This window comes from Marisediminicola sp. UYEF4 (genome assembly GCF_040546025.1).
Classification (GTDB): domain Bacteria; phylum Actinomycetota; class Actinomycetes; order Actinomycetales; family Microbacteriaceae; genus Marisediminicola.
The window spans coordinates 173249-190484 of sequence record NZ_JBEPNA010000002.1; the positions used below are offsets into that span (position 1 = coordinate 173249).

General features: G+C 69.1%; 18 protein-coding genes. 2 read left to right on the forward strand and 16 right to left on the reverse strand.

What is annotated here, in order from left to right:
• Positions 1-35: 35 nt before the first annotated feature.
• The 16 genes from ABIB15_RS03750 to ABIB15_RS03825 all read right to left on the reverse strand — a co-directional run bounded on the left by ABIB15_RS03750 (position 36) and on the right by ABIB15_RS03825 (position 15034).
• Positions 36-932 carry an ABC transporter permease gene (locus ABIB15_RS03750; protein ID WP_354475363.1) on the reverse strand — a complete coding sequence of 299 codons (897 nt, stop codon included), beginning with the start codon at positions 930-932 and terminating at the stop codon, positions 36-38.
• 2 nt (positions 933-934) lie between these two features.
• Positions 935-1972 (reverse strand): aliphatic sulfonate ABC transporter substrate-binding protein, encoded by a 1038-nt coding sequence (locus ABIB15_RS03755; RefSeq protein ID WP_354475365.1) that lies wholly within the window; start codon positions 1970-1972, stop codon positions 935-937.
• Positions 1969-2820: an ABC transporter ATP-binding protein gene (locus ABIB15_RS03760; RefSeq protein WP_354475367.1), complete on the reverse strand. Its 852-nt coding sequence runs from the start codon at positions 2818-2820 to the stop codon at positions 1969-1971. The genes ABIB15_RS03755 and ABIB15_RS03760 overlap by 4 nt, the downstream gene beginning before the upstream one ends.
• 65 nt (positions 2821-2885) lie before the next feature.
• Positions 2886-3299 carry a transcription antitermination factor NusB gene (gene nusB / locus ABIB15_RS03765; protein WP_161886367.1) on the reverse strand — a complete coding sequence of 138 codons (414 nt, stop codon included), beginning with the start codon at positions 3297-3299 and terminating at the stop codon, positions 2886-2888.
• Positions 3299-3862 (reverse strand): elongation factor P, encoded by a 564-nt coding sequence (gene efp, locus ABIB15_RS03770; RefSeq protein WP_354475369.1) that lies wholly within the window; start codon positions 3860-3862, stop codon positions 3299-3301. Before efp ends, nusB begins: the two co-directional genes overlap by 1 nt.
• A 97-nt stretch (positions 3863-3959) precedes the next feature.
• Positions 3960-4394: a type II 3-dehydroquinate dehydratase gene (locus ABIB15_RS03775; RefSeq protein ID WP_354475370.1), complete on the reverse strand. Its 435-nt coding sequence runs from the start codon at positions 4392-4394 to the stop codon at positions 3960-3962.
• A gap of 35 nt (positions 4395-4429) precedes the next feature.
• Complete coding sequence (aroB, locus tag ABIB15_RS03780; protein WP_354475372.1) at positions 4430-5506, reverse strand: 3-dehydroquinate synthase; 1077 nt, start codon at positions 5504-5506, stop codon at positions 4430-4432.
• Entirely contained in the window at positions 5503-6051 is a 549-nt protein-coding gene (locus ABIB15_RS03785) for a shikimate kinase (RefSeq protein WP_354475374.1), read from the reverse strand. Before ABIB15_RS03785 ends, aroB begins: the two co-directional genes overlap by 4 nt.
• Positions 6051-7265 (reverse strand): chorismate synthase, encoded by a 1215-nt coding sequence (gene aroC / locus ABIB15_RS03790; RefSeq protein ID WP_354475375.1) that lies wholly within the window; start codon positions 7263-7265, stop codon positions 6051-6053. Before aroC ends, ABIB15_RS03785 begins: the two co-directional genes overlap by 1 nt.
• A 36-nt stretch (positions 7266-7301) precedes the next feature.
• Positions 7302-8156: a shikimate dehydrogenase gene (locus tag ABIB15_RS03795; RefSeq protein ID WP_354475377.1), complete on the reverse strand. Its 855-nt coding sequence runs from the start codon at positions 8154-8156 to the stop codon at positions 7302-7304.
• Complete coding sequence (gene mltG / locus ABIB15_RS03800) at positions 8149-9348, reverse strand: endolytic transglycosylase MltG (RefSeq protein ID WP_354475379.1); 1200 nt, start codon at positions 9346-9348, stop codon at positions 8149-8151. The genes ABIB15_RS03795 and mltG overlap by 8 nt, the downstream gene beginning before the upstream one ends.
• Positions 9349-9365: 17 nt before the next feature.
• Complete coding sequence (ruvX, locus tag ABIB15_RS03805; RefSeq protein ID WP_354475381.1) at positions 9366-9818, reverse strand: Holliday junction resolvase RuvX; 453 nt, start codon at positions 9816-9818, stop codon at positions 9366-9368.
• Between the two features lie 2 nt (positions 9819-9820).
• Positions 9821-12475, reverse strand: coding sequence for an alanine--tRNA ligase (gene alaS, locus ABIB15_RS03810; protein ID WP_354475383.1), 2655 nt, complete (start codon positions 12473-12475; stop codon positions 9821-9823).
• 61 nt (positions 12476-12536) lie between these two features.
• Positions 12537-12731, reverse strand: a complete 195-nt coding sequence (locus ABIB15_RS03815; RefSeq protein ID WP_354475385.1) for a hypothetical protein — start codon at positions 12729-12731, stop codon at positions 12537-12539.
• Positions 12732-12865: 134 nt separating this feature from the next.
• Positions 12866-13495, reverse strand: coding sequence for a 30S ribosomal protein S4 (gene rpsD, locus ABIB15_RS03820; protein ID WP_161886356.1), 630 nt, complete (start codon positions 13493-13495; stop codon positions 12866-12868).
• Between the two features lie 201 nt (positions 13496-13696).
• Positions 13697-15034: a replication-associated recombination protein A gene (locus ABIB15_RS03825; protein WP_354475387.1), complete on the reverse strand. Its 1338-nt coding sequence runs from the start codon at positions 15032-15034 to the stop codon at positions 13697-13699.
• A 71-nt stretch (positions 15035-15105) separates the two neighbouring features.
• On the opposite strand from ABIB15_RS03825, the gene ABIB15_RS03830 reads away from it, so the two are divergent.
• Positions 15106-15897, forward strand: a complete 792-nt coding sequence (locus ABIB15_RS03830; RefSeq protein ID WP_354475388.1) for a peptidylprolyl isomerase — start codon at positions 15106-15108, stop codon at positions 15895-15897.
• Between the two features lie 93 nt (positions 15898-15990).
• Positions 15991-17220: a DUF349 domain-containing protein gene (locus tag ABIB15_RS03835; protein WP_354475390.1), complete on the forward strand. Its 1230-nt coding sequence runs from the start codon at positions 15991-15993 to the stop codon at positions 17218-17220.
• Positions 17221-17236 lie beyond the last annotated feature (16 nt).

Consider the following 17236-nt stretch of genomic DNA (forward strand, 5'->3'; position numbering starts at 1 on the left):
GTTACGGGACGCGGGCGTGGCCCGAGCGGGCGGCCCTAGCCCCAGCGGCGCGGCAGGTACCGCTCGAGGAGCCCGATGAGGGCATCCGTCGTCTTCCCGATGATCGCGAGCACGATGATGGCGAGGACGATGCGGTCAAGACGGCCGTTGTTCTGCGAGTCGATGAGCAGGAATCCCAGACCCATCGAGCTCGCGATGAGCTCCGCTGCGACGAGGAACAGCCATGCCTGCGCCAGCGCGAGGCGCAGCCCCGAGACGATCGTCGGGATCACCGCAGGCAGCTGCACGCGGGTAAGGAGCGCCCAGCGGCCGAGGCCATAGGCACGTCCGAGCTCGACGAGCTGCGGGTCGACGTGCCGCAGCGCGCCCGCCACGGTCGTGTACACGGGGAACAGCGCGCCGACCGCGATGAGTGTGACTTTCGAGTCCTCGTTGATGCCGATGTAGAGCACCAGCAGTGGAACCCAGGCGAGCGAGGGCACCGCGCGGAAGCCGCCGATCGTGGGCGCGAGGAACGCGGATGCCCAGCGGGACAGCCCCACAATCGACCCCAGCACGAGGCCGATCGCCGATCCCGCGATGAAGCCGAGGATGACGCGCTGGGTTGAGATGGCCGAGTACTGGGCGAGCTGCCCGGTGGCCGTCAGGTCGACCCCGGCCTGCCAGACCGCCGCGGGCGACGGCAGACGATAGGCGGGCACAACGCCGGACGCCGCGATCCCCCACCACGCCGCAAGCAGCGCGATCGGCAGAACAGCCCCGAACAGCACGATCGCCGAGCGCTTCGGCCCCCGCAGGACAGACACCGGTGTGGCCGTACCCGCGGCGGAGTAGCCGAGCGAGGACGAATACTGCTCGAGGGCGGCGGACGGGTCGGTGTCCGGGCCCTGCCACTGGGTGTCGTGGGTCACGGTGTCGGGGACGCGAGTCATGCTCAGCCGACGGCGGTCGGGTCGGAGTTCTCGGCGAAGCTCGGCTCGAACAGGTTGTCGAGGGCATCGTCGATGAGCTCCTGGCTCGGAACGTCGCCCGAGTCCACGAAGATCGGTCCGATGATCGCGAGTACGTCGCGCTGGGCGGCTCCCGGGGCCGGGTCGAGGTCGAAGTTGGTGCGGTCGGTGAGCTGGGCGGTGGCGATGGCCACATCGATCCCGGCGACCTCGGCGAGGATCGCGGCGGTCTCGTCGGGCTTGTCGATGGCCCAGCCGCGGGCTTTCTCGTAGGCGTCCACGACGAGCTGGGCGAGGTCCGGGTGGTTCTGGATGAAGTCATCGGTGGCGTTGAGGAACCCGTAGCTGTTGAACTCGATGTTGTCGTAGATGATCTTCGAGCCCGCGACCGCGACGCTCGTCGACAGCAGCGGGTCGAGTCCGGCCCAGGCGTCGACGGTGCCGCTCTCGAGCGCGGCCTTGCCGTCGGCGTGCTGGAGGTTCTGTACGTCGACGTCGGCGAGGGACAGCCCGGCCTCCTCGAGGCTCTGCAGCAGGAAGAAGTAGGGGTCCGTTCCCTTGGTGGCGGCGATCGACTTGCCCGCGAGCTCGCTCACCTCGCTGATCGCGCTGCCCGACGGAACCAGGATCGCCGCCCAGTTCGGCTGGGAGTAGATGTCGATCGTCTGGATTGGCGACCCGTTCGACTTCGCGAGCAGCGCCGCGGAACCTGCGGTGGATCCGACGTCGACGGCACCCGCGCGCAGGGCCTCATTCGCCTTGTTCGATCCGGCCGACTGCACCCAGTTGACGGTGACGTCGTCGCCGAGCTCGGCTTCGAGCCAGCCCTGGTCCTTGATGATCAGGCTCAGCGGGTTGTAGGTGGCGTAGTCGATGTTGAGGGTGTCGCTTGACCAGCCGGCCTCGTTGTCGGCGGCGGGCTCGGCGACGGCGGAGCCCTCCCCCGCGACGCAGCCGCTGAGGAGGAGTGCCGTGGTGGCCGCGGCGGCGGCCGCGCGGGTCAGTCGTGAACGGAGAGTCATCGGGAATCCCTTGCTGTGGATGCGGTGGTGGTCGGGTGATGGCTGTTGACGCCGAGGCCGTCAAGAAGCCCGGCGCGCAGGTGGGCGAGATCGGCGTCGCCGCGGTCGCGCGGTCGGCTGCCCGGCACGCGGATGATGCGGCGGATGCTCGAGCCGGCCGGTCCGTCGGGATCCTGACCGAGCAGCACGACGCGGTCGGCGAGGTAGAGGGCCTCGTCGACGTCGTGGGTGACGAGGAGGATGGTCGCCGGCTCGGCGGCGTGCACATCGAGGAGCAGGTCCTGCATCCGCAGCCGGGTCAGGGCGTCGAGGGCGCCGAACGGCTCGTCGAGCACGAGAACCCCGGGACCGCGGGAGAGGGCGCGGGCGAGCGAGACGCGCTGCGCCATGCCGCCCGACACCTGCCGGGGGCGCAGCGCCGTGGACTCGGCCAGGCCGACGAGTTCGAGCAGTTCGGCGACGCGGCGGGCGCCGGCCGCCTTGTCGGTTCCGCGCGGCAGGCCGAGCGACACGTTCTTCTCGATCGTGCGCCACGGAAGCAGGCGGGGCTCCTGGAAGGCGACCGCGCAGCGCAGGTCGATGCCCGAGACCGGGCGATCGCCGATGCTCACCGTGCCGACGGTCGGAGCATCCAGACCACTCACCTCGCGCAGAAGCGTCGACTTGCCGCATCCGGAGGGCCCGATGAGGGCCACGATCTCGCCCGCGGCGACCTCAATGTCGATGTCGCGCAGCACTACCCGATCGGGCTCGTGCCGCGTGGCACCGGCGAAGCTCCGGCCGACGCCGCGCACCGACACCGCGAGCGGGGCCGCGGTCTCGCGAACAGGGGTCGAGGTGATGGACATGACACCACGCTAAACCGCCGCCCCAGCGCGTGCCGGCGGTCGCGTAACGTAGCGAAATGTTGCGGTCAGACCCGGGTCTGGGCGATTCGCGCGAGCAGGCCGTTCACGAATTTGCCGGAATCGTCTGTGCTCAGCTCGTTCGCCATCGAGACGGCCTCGGCGATCGCGACGGTGTCGGGAACCTGCTCGTTGAAGAGCAGCTCCCAGATGCCGATACGGATGATCGCGCGGTCCACGACGGGCATCCGCTCGATCGTCCAACCGAGCGCGTAGGTCTCGATGAGCTCGTCGATCTCGTCGCCGTGCTCCGCGATCCCCACGACGATCTCGCGCGCGTAGTTCCAGGACTCCTCGCGGCCAGACTCGGTGAGGGCACGGGTGGCCGCCTCGGAGATGGCCTCGTTGATGCTCGTGCCGCGCAGGTCGGCGCCGTACAGCATGTCGACGGCGCGCTTTCGCGCCTTCGTGCGTGCGCTCACTAGTCGTTCACGCGACCGAGGTAGGAGCCGTCCCTGGTGTCGACCTTGACCTTGGTGCCCTGTTCGAGGAAGAGCGGAACCTGAATCTGGAAACCGGTCTCGACGGTCGCCGGCTTGGTTCCGCCGGTCGAGCGGTCTCCCTGCAGGCCGGGCTCGGTGTAGGTGATCTCGAGCACGACGGATGCCGGCAGCTCGACGTAGAGCGGGTTGCCGTTGTGCAGCGCGACGGTGGCGTTCTGGTTCTCGAGCAGGTAGTTCGCGGCGTCGCCGACGACCGTCGTCGACAGGGTGATCTGGTCGTAGTCGGAGACGTCCATGAAGACGAAGCCGTCCCCGTCGCGGTAGAGGTACTGGAACTCGCGTCGGTCGACGGTCTCGGTCTCGATCTTCGCGCCGGCATTGAAGGTGCGGTCGACGGTCTTGCCCGTCATGACGTTCTTGACCTTGGTGCGCACGAACGCGCCGCCCTTGCCGGGCTTGACGTGCTGGAACTCGATCACGGTCCAGAGCTGGCCGTCCATGTTGAGAACGACGCCGTTCCTGATGTCAGCGGTTGAGGCCATGGGGGTGCGGTTCCATTCGATTGTGGTGCGGAGATTGCGATGCGGAGGTTGTGGTGCCAAGCGGGCGCGTCGGGCCCAAAGAATAGGAGTTTACCGGCTATCTGGGCCGGCGACCAATGAGGTCGAGCGCGAGGTGGTACGAATCGAAGCCGAAGCCGGCGATGACGCCCGTCGCCACCCCCGAAATCACGCTCGTATGGCGGAACTCCTCGCGCGCGTGCGGGTTCGAGATGTGCACCTCGATGAGCAGCAGCCCAGCCTTGGTGACGAGCGCGGCGGCGTCGCGCAGCCCGTACGAGTAGTGCGTGAACGCGGCCGGATTGAGGATGACCGGGGTGCGGGTATCGACGGCCTCGTGCAGCCAGCCGATGAGTTCCGACTCATCGTTGGTCTGCCGCAGGTCGATTTCGAAGCGGCTGTCCGCGGCGAGAGCCTCCCGGAGGTCGTCGAGCGAGCCGGTTCCGTAGATATCGGGCTCGCGACTGCCGAGGCGGTTGAGGTTGGGTCCGTTGAGGACCAGCACGCGGGGCATCCGACCAGCCTATCGGCGCGCGGCCGTCACTCCCTCTAGACGCCGATCTCCTGGTACGCGGCGAAGAGCAGGCTCTCGTCGGGCCCGGTGAGCACCGTCGGCTTGGCGATGTCGTCGAGCACGATGAATCGCAGCATCGAGCCGCGGGCCTTCTTGTCGCGCTTCATCGCGGCGAGCAGGGTGTTCCACCGGCCCAGCGGGTAGTCGATCGGAAGCTGCAGGGAGCTCAGGATGCTGCGGTGCCGGTCGACGACGCTGTCGCCGAGCCGTCCGGTGAGCCGGGCGAGCTCGGCGGCGTAGACCATGCCGACGGCCACGGCAGCGCCGTGCCGCCACTGGAAGCGTTCGGCGTACTCGACCGCGTGTCCGAGCGTGTGCCCGTAGTTGAGGATCTCGCGCAGCCCGGCCTCCGTGAAGTCCTCGCTCACGACTCGTGCCTTGAGACCGACAGAGAGCTCGACCAGGCGGCGGAACTGCGGGCTCGTCGAGTCGGTTGCGGCGTCGACGTCGGCCTCGATGATGTCGAGGATCTCCGCCTCGGCGATGAAGCCGCACTTCACGACCTCGCCGAACCCGGCGAGGATCTCCATCTGGCTCAGCCCGTGCAGCACGTCGAGATCGATGACGACCGCGGCGGGAGCGTAGAACGCCCCGACGAGGTTCTTCCCTTCGGCCGTGTTGATTCCGGTCTTGCCGCCGATCGCCGCGTCGACCATGCCGAGCAGCGTCGTTGGAACCTGCACGAGCTTCACCCCGCGCAGCCAGGTTGCGGCGACAAACCCGGCGAGGTCGGTGACCGCCCCGCCGCCGAAGCCGATCACGGCGTCGGTGCGGGTGAAGTCGGCCTTGCCGAGCACGCCCCAGCAGAAGGCGGCGACCTCGACGCGTTTGCCTGTTTCGGCATCCGGGATCTCGGCCAGCAGTACCTCGTACTGCCCGAGAAGGCGTTCCCTCAGCGCGGCGGCGCGGGTTGTGAGCGTCGCGGGGTGGACGATGAGAACCTTCTTGACGTCGGGGCCGAGCTGGTCGGCGACGGTGCCGAGAATGTCGCGGCCGATCACCACGTCGTAGGGGTTCGCGCCGGTGACGGCGATGGTGGTGCTGGTGCTCATGGCAGTTCCTGTTCTGGTTCTGGCCCCGCGCCAGAGGTCACCCAGTCGGCGATCTCCTGCGCGATGGCGTCGATCGGCCGGTGGGAGCTGTCCCAGGTGCGGGTGGCGAGTCGTTCGTACGTGACGCGGCGCGCGGCGACAAGCTTCTCCCATGCCTCGACTCCCCCACCGCGCAGCAGAGGCCGCTTGTCGCCGATGCGACTCGCGACGGCCTCGGCGCTCACAGTCATGAGGGCGATCGGCAGGCTCTCGAGCTCACGCTGGGTCTCGGGGTCGAGCACGGCGCCGCCGCCGAGCGCGACGACCGCGCCCTCCTTCAGCGCACGGGCGACCTCGATGCGCTCGATCGTGCGGAAGTACTCCTCGCCGCGGGTCGCGAAGACCTGGGCGATTGGGCCGTGGCGCAGCACGATGCGCCGGTCGGTGTCGACGAACGGCACCTTGAGCAGGCGGGCGACGCGCTTGCCGGCGCGTGACTTGCCGGCGCCGGGCGCGCCGATCATGACGACATAGGGGCGCCCGCTCTCCACCGGGGCGGTGCCCACTAAGCGCTGGCCGTCGGGTCGCTCGCGCCCGACGTCGCGAGCGTCGTCGGAATGGCCGCGAGGTACGAGTCGAGGTTGCGGCGGGTCTCGCCGAGCGAGTCCCCTCCGAACTTCTCGATGACGGAGTCCGCGAGCACGAGCGCGACCATGGCCTCCGCGACGACGCCGGATGCCGGGACGGCGCAGACGTCGGAGCGCTGGTGGTGTGCCTCGGCGGCTCCGCCGGTGGCGACATCGACGGTACGGAGGGCGTGCGGAACGGTGGCGATGGGCTTCATCCCAGCGCTCACCCGCAACACGGTCCCCGTGCTCATTCCGCCCTCGGTGCCGCCGGCGCGATCGCTGAGGCGCGTGATACCCGCATCGGTCTGCACGAGTTCGTCGTGCGCGACCGAGCCCCGCCGCGTGGTGGTGAGGAAGCCGTCGCCGACCTCGACCCCCTTGATGGCCTGGATGCCCATGAGCGCACCCGCGAGCCGCGAGTCGAGCCGCCGGTCCCAGTGCGTGTAGGAGCCGAGCCCGGGAGGGAGTCCGTAGGCAAGGACCTCGACGACGCCGCCGAGGGTGTCACCGTCCTCGTGGGCCATATCGACCTCGGCGACCATCCGCGCGGAGGTCTCCGGGTGGAAGCAGCGAAGTGGGTCGGCGTCGAGCGCGGCGACGTCGCCGGGGCCGGGCAGCGGGCTGTTCTCCGGCACGCGCACCGGCCCGATGGCACGGGTGTGGCTCACGAGCTCGATGCCGAGTCCGCTGAGGAACGCGCGGGCGACGGCGCCCAGGGCGACCCGTGCTGCGGTCTCCCGAGCGCTGGCCCGCTCGAGCACGTTGCGCGCCTCGGGGAAGTCGTACTTCTGCATGCCGACGAGGTCGGCGTGGCCGGGACGCGGGCGGGTGAGGGCGGCGCCGCGCCCCTTGGGAAGCGTGTCGGGGTCGACCGGCGACGCGCTCATCACGTCGACCCAGCGCGGCCACTCGGTGTTGCCGATGCGCAGGGCGACCGGGCTGCCCATGCTCAGCCCGAAGCGGATTCCGCCCGAGATGTCGAGCTGGTCCTCCTCGAACTTCATCCGGGCGCCGCGCCCGTAGCCGAGCTTGCGTCGGGCGAGATCGGCGCGGATCCCGTCGATCGAAATGGGGACTCCGGCCGGGAGCCCCTCGAGGATCGCCACCAGTTCCGGGCCGTGGGATTCGCCTGCGGTCAACCATCGAAGCATGTAAAGAATCCTCCCACAGGAGCGGAGGCCCGACGGTCAGCGGGACGAGGGGGCAAGTCCGATGCTCGCCCGCATGGCCTGGAGCACGCGGGCCTCGTCGTCGACCGGCGTCTGCGCGCTGCCCGTCACGAAGATCCGGACCTGCGCGAGCGCCTGATTCACGAGCATCTCGAGGCCGGAGATCACGCTGCCGCCGGCATCGAGGAACCGGGCCGCGAGCGGCGTCGGCCACGGGTCGTAGGCGACGTCGAGGAGGGTCGCCCCGGAGAGGACCTCGGCGGGCAGGGGCAGGTCGACTCTCGTGCCGCCCGGCAGGGTACTGACGACCAGGTCGGCAACGAAGTCGCCACGCCTCCCGGAGAGGCCGCTCGCGGTCGCCGACATGCCCAGGCTCGTCGCGAGCTCGAGCAGTGCGGTCGCCTTCTCCGGTGACCGCGTCGCGATGAGCACCTCCGTGGCGCCGAGGGAGGCGACGGCGACGAGCACGGAGGCCGCGGTCGCGCCGGCCCCGATGAGCTGAACGGCGCTCACCCTTACCACACCGCTGCCGCGCAGTGCCTCGACCAGGCCGTACACGTCGGTGTTGAAGCCGACGAGCCCGCCCTCGGTGATGAGCACGGTGTTCGCCCCGCCGGTCAGGTGGACCAGGTCGTCACGTCGGGCGAGGAGGGGCAGCACGTCGCGCTTGAGCGGCATGGTGAGGGAGAGCCCTCGCCACTCGGCGCCGAGGGCGCGGACGAAGGCGGGCAGCCTCTCCCCGGTCACCTCGGTCGCCTCGTAGGTCCAGTCGAGGCCGAGCTCGCGATAGGCCTCACGGTGCAGCAACGGTGACTTCGAGTGCGCGATCGGGCTGCCCAGTACGGCGAGGCGCGTCTGCCTCGCGTCAGGCACAGTTCGGGCTGTTCGTCTCCTCGCACCACGCCTGCAGGCGGCGCACCGCCGCGTTGTGCTCCTCGCCCGTGGTCGTGAAGGCCGTCTCGCCGGTGTCGAGGTTCACCGTCACGAAGAACAGCCACGGGCCGTCGGCCGGGTTGACCGCGGCGTCGATCGCGAGGTCGCCGGCAGCTCCGATCGGGCCGAGCGGGAGTCCCTGGATCTGGTAGGTGTTATAGGCGTTGTCGTCGTCGAGCTCTGCCTGCTTGCTGAAGACGGACTGTTCGAGCCGCTCGCCGTAGCGCCAGGCGTAGCCGTACTGCGCGGTGGAGTCCATCTGGAGCGGCGTCCCGGAGTCGAGGCGATTCTGGATCACCCGGGACACCTTGTAGAAGTCCTCCGGATTCGACCCCGCCTCGCGCTGGATCAGCGCGGCGATCGTCAGCACCCGGTGCCGGTCCGCCGCGGCGACGCCGGCCGCGTCGAGGGACTGGAAGGTGCGGTCGACGAGCGTCTGCAGGATGGTGGGTGCGTCGACGCGCGGGTCGAGCGTGTAGCGCGCCGGGAACAGGTACCCCTCGAGGCTCGGCGCCTCGGCGCCGACGCCGTAGACGGTCGGATCGGCCGCCGCGGCCTCGAACTCGGCAAGCGGGATGCCCGAGGACTCGCTCAGCGACTCGAGCACCTGGTCGATGCTCAGCCCCTCGTTGAATCCGACCGACACCTCCACCCGGTTCGCCGGGTCCTGCAGTGCGTCGAGGGCCGCCTGCGCGCTCATCTGCGTGCGGAGCGCGTAGTTGCCGGGCTGGAACGTGATCTCGGGATTCTGCAGAAGGAGCGAGTAGAAGGCCTTGTAGGTCATGACCACGTCCTCCTCGGCGAGCAGGGTCGCGATGTCGCCGCCGACCTGGCCGTCGGTAATGGTGACGACGACCTCGCCGGTTCCCTCGCCCTCGTAGTCGATCGGCCCCTCCCAGCCGAGGACGTTGCGGATGCGGTCCTCGAAGGTGAAGAAGATGCCGGCAGCGCCGATGCCGAGCGCGCCGACGAGGACGAGGGCGATGACGAGCACAGTGCGACGGCGGCGCCGGCGTGTGCGCTTCGCCTGATCGGGTGCCGAGCTCGAGTGATGACCGACACCCTGGTGGCGGGTGTCGGTGGTGGCGGGCTGCGACGCCAACAGGTCGTCCCAGCTCGAGTCATTCGGCACGTTCATACGTCCTTGCGTCAGGGAACCACGAGGGTGCCCGGCGGGGTTCCGCTGGTCCGCTCGAAGTCGAGGGCATGTTGCAGAATTATAACGGCCGCGACTTGGTCGATCACATTCCGCGAGTTCTTCGCGGTGCGGCCGGCGGCCCGCAGGGCCTGCTGGGCGGAGACGGTGGAGAGGCGCTCGTCGACGAGGCGCACCGGCGCGTCGGGGCTCGAGGCGGCGATCAGCGCCGCGAATTCACGGGCATCCTGCGTCGATGCGGTCTCTCTCCCGCTCAGGGCGATCGGCAGGCCGACGACGATCTCGGTGGCCGAGAGCTCCAGCGCGTGCGCGACGATGGTGCGCACGTCGCCGGCCCCCCGGGGCACGGTCTCAACGGGCATGGCGAGCATCCCGTGGACGTCGCTCCTCGCTACCCCGATCCTCGCCGTGCCGACATCGACGCCGATCCGCACTCCCGGGCGCACGACTACCTCGGCAGGGCGTTCGAGATTGCGTCGAGCGCGGTGGGGATCGCCGCCACATCGGAGCCGCCGCCCTGCGCGAGGTCGTCCTTGCCGCCGCCGCCGCCGCCGAGCACCGCCGCAGCGATCTTGGCCAGAGCTCCCGCCTTCGCCCCGCGCGCGCGGGCCGCGTCGTTGGTCGCGACGATCACGGCCGGCTTGCCCGCGACATCCGCCGCCAGGCAGACGACGGCCGCGCCTTCGCCGAGGCGCGATCGCACCGACTGCACGAGCGAGCGCAGGTCGTCGGAGGTCGCGACCGTGCCGACGTTCTCGTTCACAACGGTGAGCTCGCCGACTCTCGTGGCCGTCGCGATGATCGCGGGCACCCGCTCCGACAGGGCGGCCGCCTCGAACTGGGCGATCTTCTTCTCTGCGGACTTGAGGCTCTGAATCAGCTCGCCGATACGGTCGGGGAGCTGCTCTCGCGGCGTCTTGAGCGTCGAGGTGAGCTGCCCGACGATGGCGCGCTCGGTCGCGAGGTCACGGAAGGCGTCGATGCCGACGAGCGACTCGATCCGGCGGTTGCTCGAGCCGACCGAGGTCTCGCTCACGAGGTTGATGAGCCCGATCTCGGAGCTGCGCGCGACGTGGGTTCCGGCGCAGAGCTCCCGGGACCAGGGTCCGCCGATGTCGACGACGCGCACGGTCTCGCCGTACTTCTCGCCGAACAGCGCCATCGCGCCGAGCGCGCGCGCCTCGTCGAGCGGCATCACGCGCGTCTCGACGTCGAGGTTGTTGCGGATCGCGGTGTTCGCGATTTCCTCGATCTCGCTGCGGGTCGCCGGGGAGAGCGCCTGGTTCCAGTTGAAGTCCAGCCGCATGTAGCCCGCGCGGTTGTAGGAGCCCGCCTGGTGCGCGTCGGCGCCGAGCGTCTCTCGCAGGGCCGCGTGGATGAGATGCGTCGCCGAGTGTGCCTGGGTGGCGCCGCGGCGCCATTCCGCGTCGACGACGCTCGTGGCGGCGTCGCCGACCCCGACCTCGCCGGAGCGCACCTGCACCTTGTGGCTCACGAGTCCCTTGACGGGCCTCTGCACGTCGAGCACCTCGAGGTCGAAGCCCTTTCCGACGATGGAGCCGGCGTCGGCCTCCTGGCCGCCGGACTCCGGGTAGAGGGAGGTCTCGGCGAGGATGACCTCGGCGATGTCGCCGACGACGGCCGTGGTGACCGACACGCCGTCGACGATGAGGCCGAGCACGCGGGAGTCGGTCTCCAGGAAGTCGTACCCGGTGAAGACGGTCTCTCCCACCGCGCGGAACGCGCTGTACACCGACAGGTCGGCGAGGAGGGTCTTCTTCGCCTTCGCGTCGGCCTTCGCCATGGTGCGCTGTTCGAGCATGAGCGTGTCGAAGGCGGCACGGTCGACGCTGAGGCCGGCCTCCTCGGCCATCTCGACGGTCAGGTCGATCGGGAAGCCGAACGTGTCGTGCAGCAGGAACGCGGTGTCGCCCGCGAGCTGTGCTGCACCGGACCGCGTGGCCTTCGTCACCGCGACGTCGAGGATGTTCGTGCCGCTCGCGAGCGTGCGCAGGAACGTCTCCTCTTCGGCGTAGGCGAGGCGGGCGATGCGGTCGTAGTCTGCCTCGACCTCGGGATAGGCCGACTTCATGGCGTCCCTCGACTCGGGGAACAGCTCGGGGAACGTCGCGGTCTCGACGCCGAGCAGCCGCATGGCGCGCACCGCGCGGCGAAGGAGGCGCCGCAGGATGTAGCCGCGTCCCTCGTTCGACGGTGTGACACCGTCGCTCATGAGCATGAGCGCGCTCCGCACGTGGTCGGCGACGACCCGCATCCGCACGTCGTCCTCATGCACGGCGCCGTAACGGCGCCCGGACAGCTCGGCAGCCTTGTCGAGGACCGGCCTCACCTGGTCGATCTCGTACAGGTTCTCGACCCCCTGCTTGATGAACGCAACGCGCTCCAGGCCCATCCCGGTGTCGATGTTCTTTCGCGGCAGCTCACCAAGGATCTGGAAGTCCTTGCCGGACCCCTCCCCCCGCAGGTACTGCATGAAGACGAGGTTCCAGATTTCGATGTAGCGGTCGTCGTCGGCGGCGGGACCGCCGTCCTTGCCGTAGGCGGGTCCGCGGTCGAAGAAGATCTCGGAGCACGGCCCCGCCGGTCCTGATTGCCCGGTGGACCAGTAATTGCTGTCCATGCCGAGCCGTTGGATGCGTTCGTCGGGAAGGTCGGCGATCTTCTTCCACAGGTCGACGGCCTCGTCGTCGTTCTCGTAGACGGTGACCCAGAGGTCCTTCTTCTCGAAGCCGAGGCCGCCGTCGGCCTCCGGGGTCGTGAGAAGTTCCCAGGCGTACTGGATCGCCGTCTCCTTGAAGTAGTCGCCGAAGGAGAAGTTGCCGTTCATCTGGAAGAAGGTGCCGTGCCTGGTTGTCTTCCCGACCTCGTCGATGTCGAGCGTGCGGATGCACTTCTGCACGCTCGTCGCGCGCGGGAACGGCGACGGGACCAGACCGGTGAGGTAGGGCACAAACGGCACCATCCCGGCGACGGTGAACATGAGGGTCGGGTCGTCGCTCACGAGGGACGCGGACGGCACCACGGTGTGGCCGCGCTCGGCGAAGAAGTCGAGCCAGCGGCGGCGGATTTCGGCGGTCTGCATGATGTCCAAACAGGGCTGGTGAGGCGGGAGCGCATCCCGTCGCGGGGTGGAGGGCTGGAGGTTAGCGGTCGGTGTCGGGGGCACCGCGGAGTTCGGCCTCGCGAGACCGGTAGCCGGCGGTGACCGCGGCGGTGAATTCCTGCATTCGCGCGTCGAGTTCCTCGAAGAAGGCACGCCCAGTCTCGGTGCGGTTAACCTGGTGCGCGGCAAGGAAGCCGGTGCCGATGCCGATGACGAGCCACAGTGCGTTCTTCATGATTTCTCCTCCGGAGAGCGGATGATGCCCGTCTGCCAGCTTAGTTCGGGTTGTCGACGGCCTTAACGACTACGGAGCGGACCCCCGAGGGGGCCCGCTCCGAATCGACATGCGGTGAATCGACGTGCGGTGAATCAGCGGGCGGCGTAGTACTCCACGACGAGCTGGACTTCGCAGGTCACGGGGACCTCGACGCGCTTCGGGCGGCGCAGGAGGCGCGCCTGGAGCTTGTCGATCTCGACCTCGAGGTAGGGCGGAAGCTTCGGCAGGAGGTCGACGTGACCGCCGGCGGCGGCAACTTGGAACGGCTCGAGGCCCTCGCTCTTCGCGTGGACGTGAATGAGCTGGCCCTCCTTCACGCGGAACGACGGACGGTCGACGCGCGCTCCATCGACGAGGATGTGGCGGTGCACGATGAGCTGGCGAGCCTGGGCCGTGGTGCGGGCGATGCCGGCGCGGACCACGAGAGCGTCGAGACGCATCTCGAGCAGTTCGACAAGGTTCTCACCGGTCAGTCCGGGCGCGCGACGGGCCTCTTCGAAGATGATCTTCAGCTGAGCTTCGCGGATGCCGTACTGGGCACGCAGGCGCTGCTTCTCGCGAAGGCGCACGGCGTAGTCGGAATCGGTCTTGCGCTTGGTGCGGCCGTGCTCGCCCGGAGCGTACGGACGCTTTTCGAGGTACTTGGCTGCCTTCGGCGTGAGGGCAATGCCCAGCGCGCGCGACAGGCGGGTCTTGCTACGAGTACGTGACTTGGTAGACACGGGTTCCTTTCGGTACAGAGATCATCGGTCTTCAACAGGACTTCGGACGGGGACGACGGCGAACACCATCGAACGATCCGAACATTAGAAGAGGGATGCGCCGCGGGAGCGGTCCGGCTACAGGACGGTTCCCTTCAGGGATTCGAGAGCAGCAGCCGTGCGCACTCGAGCCCTGTAGGCGGGCACAAGATTAGCACGGATCTAGTCGCCCCGGATGATGCGCCGCAGCTTCTCGAGGCGCGCCGCGACGTCCCGCTCGTGGCCGTGCTCGGTGGGCTGGTAGTAGACGGTGCCGCGCAGCTCGTCCGGCAGGTAGTCCTGGGCCACGACGCCGAGCGGGGAGTCGTGGGAATAGCGGTATCCCTTGCCGTGCCCGAGCCGCTTGGCGCCCGGATAGTGGGCGTCGCGCAGCGGCTTCGGAACGCGGCCGAACTTGCCGGCCCGCACGTCGTCGATGGCCCGGTCGATCGCGAGGTAGGAGCGGTTTGATTTGGGCGCCGTCGCGAGGTAGGTCACCGCCTCGGCGAGGGGAATGCGCCCCTCCGGCATCCCGATCAACTGCACCGCGTCGGCGGCGGCAACCGCGATGACGAGCGCCTGCGGGTCGGCCATGCCGATGTCCTCCGCCGCGCTCACGATGATCCGCCTGGCAATGAACCGGGGGTCCTCCCCCGCCTCGATCATCCGGGCGAGGTAGTGGATCGCGGCATCCACGTCCGATCCGCGCACCGACTTGATGAACGCGCTGATCACGTCGTAGTGCTCGTCGCCATTGCGGTCGTAGCGCAGGAGCGCGCGGTCGACGGCGTTCGCGACGATCTCCGCGGTGACGACGGGCACCCGGTCGGCCGAGGAGAGCGTCGACACCGCGGTCTGCGCCGCCGCCTCGAGCGCCGTGAGGGCCCGCCGGGCGTCGCCCGAGGCGAGACGGATGATCGTCGCTCGCGCCCCGTCATCGAGGCTCACCCGCCCGCCAAGCCCGCGCTGGTCGGTCACGGCGCGGTCGATCAGCGTGCCGAGGTCGTCGTCGGAGAGTGGCTCGAGGGTCAGGAGGAGCGAGCGGGACAGCAGCGGCGAGATGACCGAGAACGACGGGTTCTCGGTGGTCGCCGCGACGAGGATCACCCAGCCGTTCTCGACGCCGGGCAGCAGAGCGTCCTGCTGGGCCTTCGAGAACCGGTGGATCTCGTCGAGGAACAGCATTGTCGAGACGCCATAGAGGTCGCGCGCCGACATCGCCTGCTCCATCACCTGGCGCACGTCGCGCACCCCGGCGTTCACGGCCGAGAGCTCCACGAACTTGCGGCCGGAGGTGTGCGCGATCGCCTGGGCGAGGGTGGTCTTTCCCGTGCCCGGAGGCCCCCACAGGATGACCGACACCGAGCCGCGCTCACCGAGCGTGTCTGAGGCGAGGCTGACAAGGGGCGATCCCGGCGTCAGCAGGTGCCTCTGCCCGGCGACCTCGTCGAGGGAGGTCGGGCGCATCCGCACCGCCAGCGGGGTGGCTCCCCCGCGCAGACCGAGCTGGGCATCAACCATTGGGCAATCGTAGCCACGCCCGCCGACTAAAGTTCTTGGTGGCAACCCCGGCAACACCGACGGAGGATCACGTGGCAACGAGCAAGAACGCCGAGCGCGAACAACGCGCGGCCCGGGATCGCCTGCGAAACTACAGGGCCAGGCAGACCGTGCACGAGATGAGATTGCGCCGTCGCACGCGCGACAACCTCGCAGCCGTCATCGGCGTGGTCGCCATCGTCACGATTGCCACGGTCAGCCAGGTGGTCTACTTCACGTCGGGACCGGGGATGCCGGAGCCCACCCCGAGCGCCAGCGACGCGCCGGAGACCGAGACCGGCAACCTCGGCGACGTGCCCTCCGCCGAGATCGCCGAGAACCGCACCTGGACCGGGCTGCTCGAGATCAACGAGGTCGACCTCGGCATCCGCATCGACGGCGATCTCGCCCCACAGGCCGCCTCCGTGTTCATCTCCCTCGCCCAGGACGGCTACTACGACCAGAACGCCTGCCAGCGCCTCACCAGTGCGGATCAGCTCAAGGTCATCCAGTGCGGGCAGCCGAACCTCACCGGCTCGGACGACCCCGGGTTCACCTTCGGCCCGCTCGAGAACGTGCCGGAGGACGGCATCTACCCGGCCGGTACCATCGCCATGGCCAGGGCCGACACCCCCGAGAGCCAGTCCACCCAGTTCTTCATCACCTACGAGGACTCCTACCTTGACCCGAGCGGCGGCGGGTATACGGTCTTCGGCGCCGTTACCGACGGCCTCGACGAGTTCATCGCCCAGGTCGCGAGCGGCGGGGTCGCCGAGGGTGGCGCGTCCCCGACAGACGGGCAGCCCGCCATCCCGGCCGTCATCTCCTCGATCACGCTCGAGTAGCCGGAGCACCGCTGCATTTCGGCGTGCGCGCGTGCAATAGGCTGGATCCCGGCCGCTCCGACCGGAGCGACCCGGAGTATTAAGGTGAAGCTTGTGGCGACCAACGATCAGGCACCGTGGGGCCGCGTCGACGAGACCGGCACCGTCTTCGTCCGCGAGGCGGACGGCGAGCGCGCTGTCGGTCAGTATCCCGACGGAACGGCGGAAGAGGCACTGGCCTACTTCGAGCGCAAGTACACCGAGCTTGCCGGCCAGGTGACCCTTCTCGAGCAGCGCATCAAGCGCGGCACGGCGGTCGCCGATGTCGCCAAGACGATCTCCACCCTCACGACCACGGTTGCGACCGCGAATGCGGTGGGAGACCTCGCGTCGCTGACACGGCGCCTCGAGGCGCTCGGGGGTGCCGTCGGAGAGATCGTCGAGAAGCAGTCCGCCGAGCAGAAGGCACAGATTGAAGCCGCTGTCGCGGAGCGTGCCGCCCTCGTGGAGGAGGCGGAGCTGCTTGCCGCGCAGGACCCGTCGAAGGTGCAGTGGAAGCAGGTCAGCGCCTCTCTCGACGAGATCTTCGCCAGGTGGCAGAAGCACCAGCAGGACGGCCCGCGCCTGCCCAAGAACGAGAGCAACGAGCTGTGGAAGCGATTCCGCGCCGCCCGCACGACGATCGAGACGCATCGCAAGGCGTTCTTCGCCGAGCTCGACTCGGTGCACCGCGACGCACGGGGCAAGAAGCAGGAGCTCGTCGACAAGGCCGAGGTGCTCATTCCCAAGGGTGCCGACGGGATCCCCAGCTACCGCACACTTCTGGACCAGTGGAAGCTCGCCGGTCGCGCCGGCAAGAAATTCGACGATGCGCTCTGGGCCAAGTTCAAAGCCGCCGGTGACGCGCTCTATGGGGCGAAGGCCGAGGTCGACGCGCACGACGACGAGGAGTTCACCGCGAACTATGAGTTGAAGCTCGCCCTTCTCGCCGAGGCGGAGCCGCTGCTCACCGAGACCGACCGTGTGAAGGCGAAGGAGACTCTCGCCCAGGTTCAGCGTCGGTGGGATGCCCTCGGCAAGGTCCCGAGGGACAAGGTCAAGGTCGTCGAGGATCGGCTGCGCAAGGTCGAGACCGCAGTGCGCAAGCTCGACGAGGAGCACTGGGAGAAGAACAACCCCGAGCGCAAGGCCAGGTCCGAGGGACTTGCGAGCCAGCTGCAGGATGCGATCGCGAAGCTTGAACGCGAGTTGGCCGAGGCGAAGGCCTCCGGTGACAAGCGCAAGGTCGCCGAGGCGCAGGAAGCGCTCGACGCCCGGAAGGTCTGGCTCGATGCACTCGGTTGACACCGTGCCCGGACGG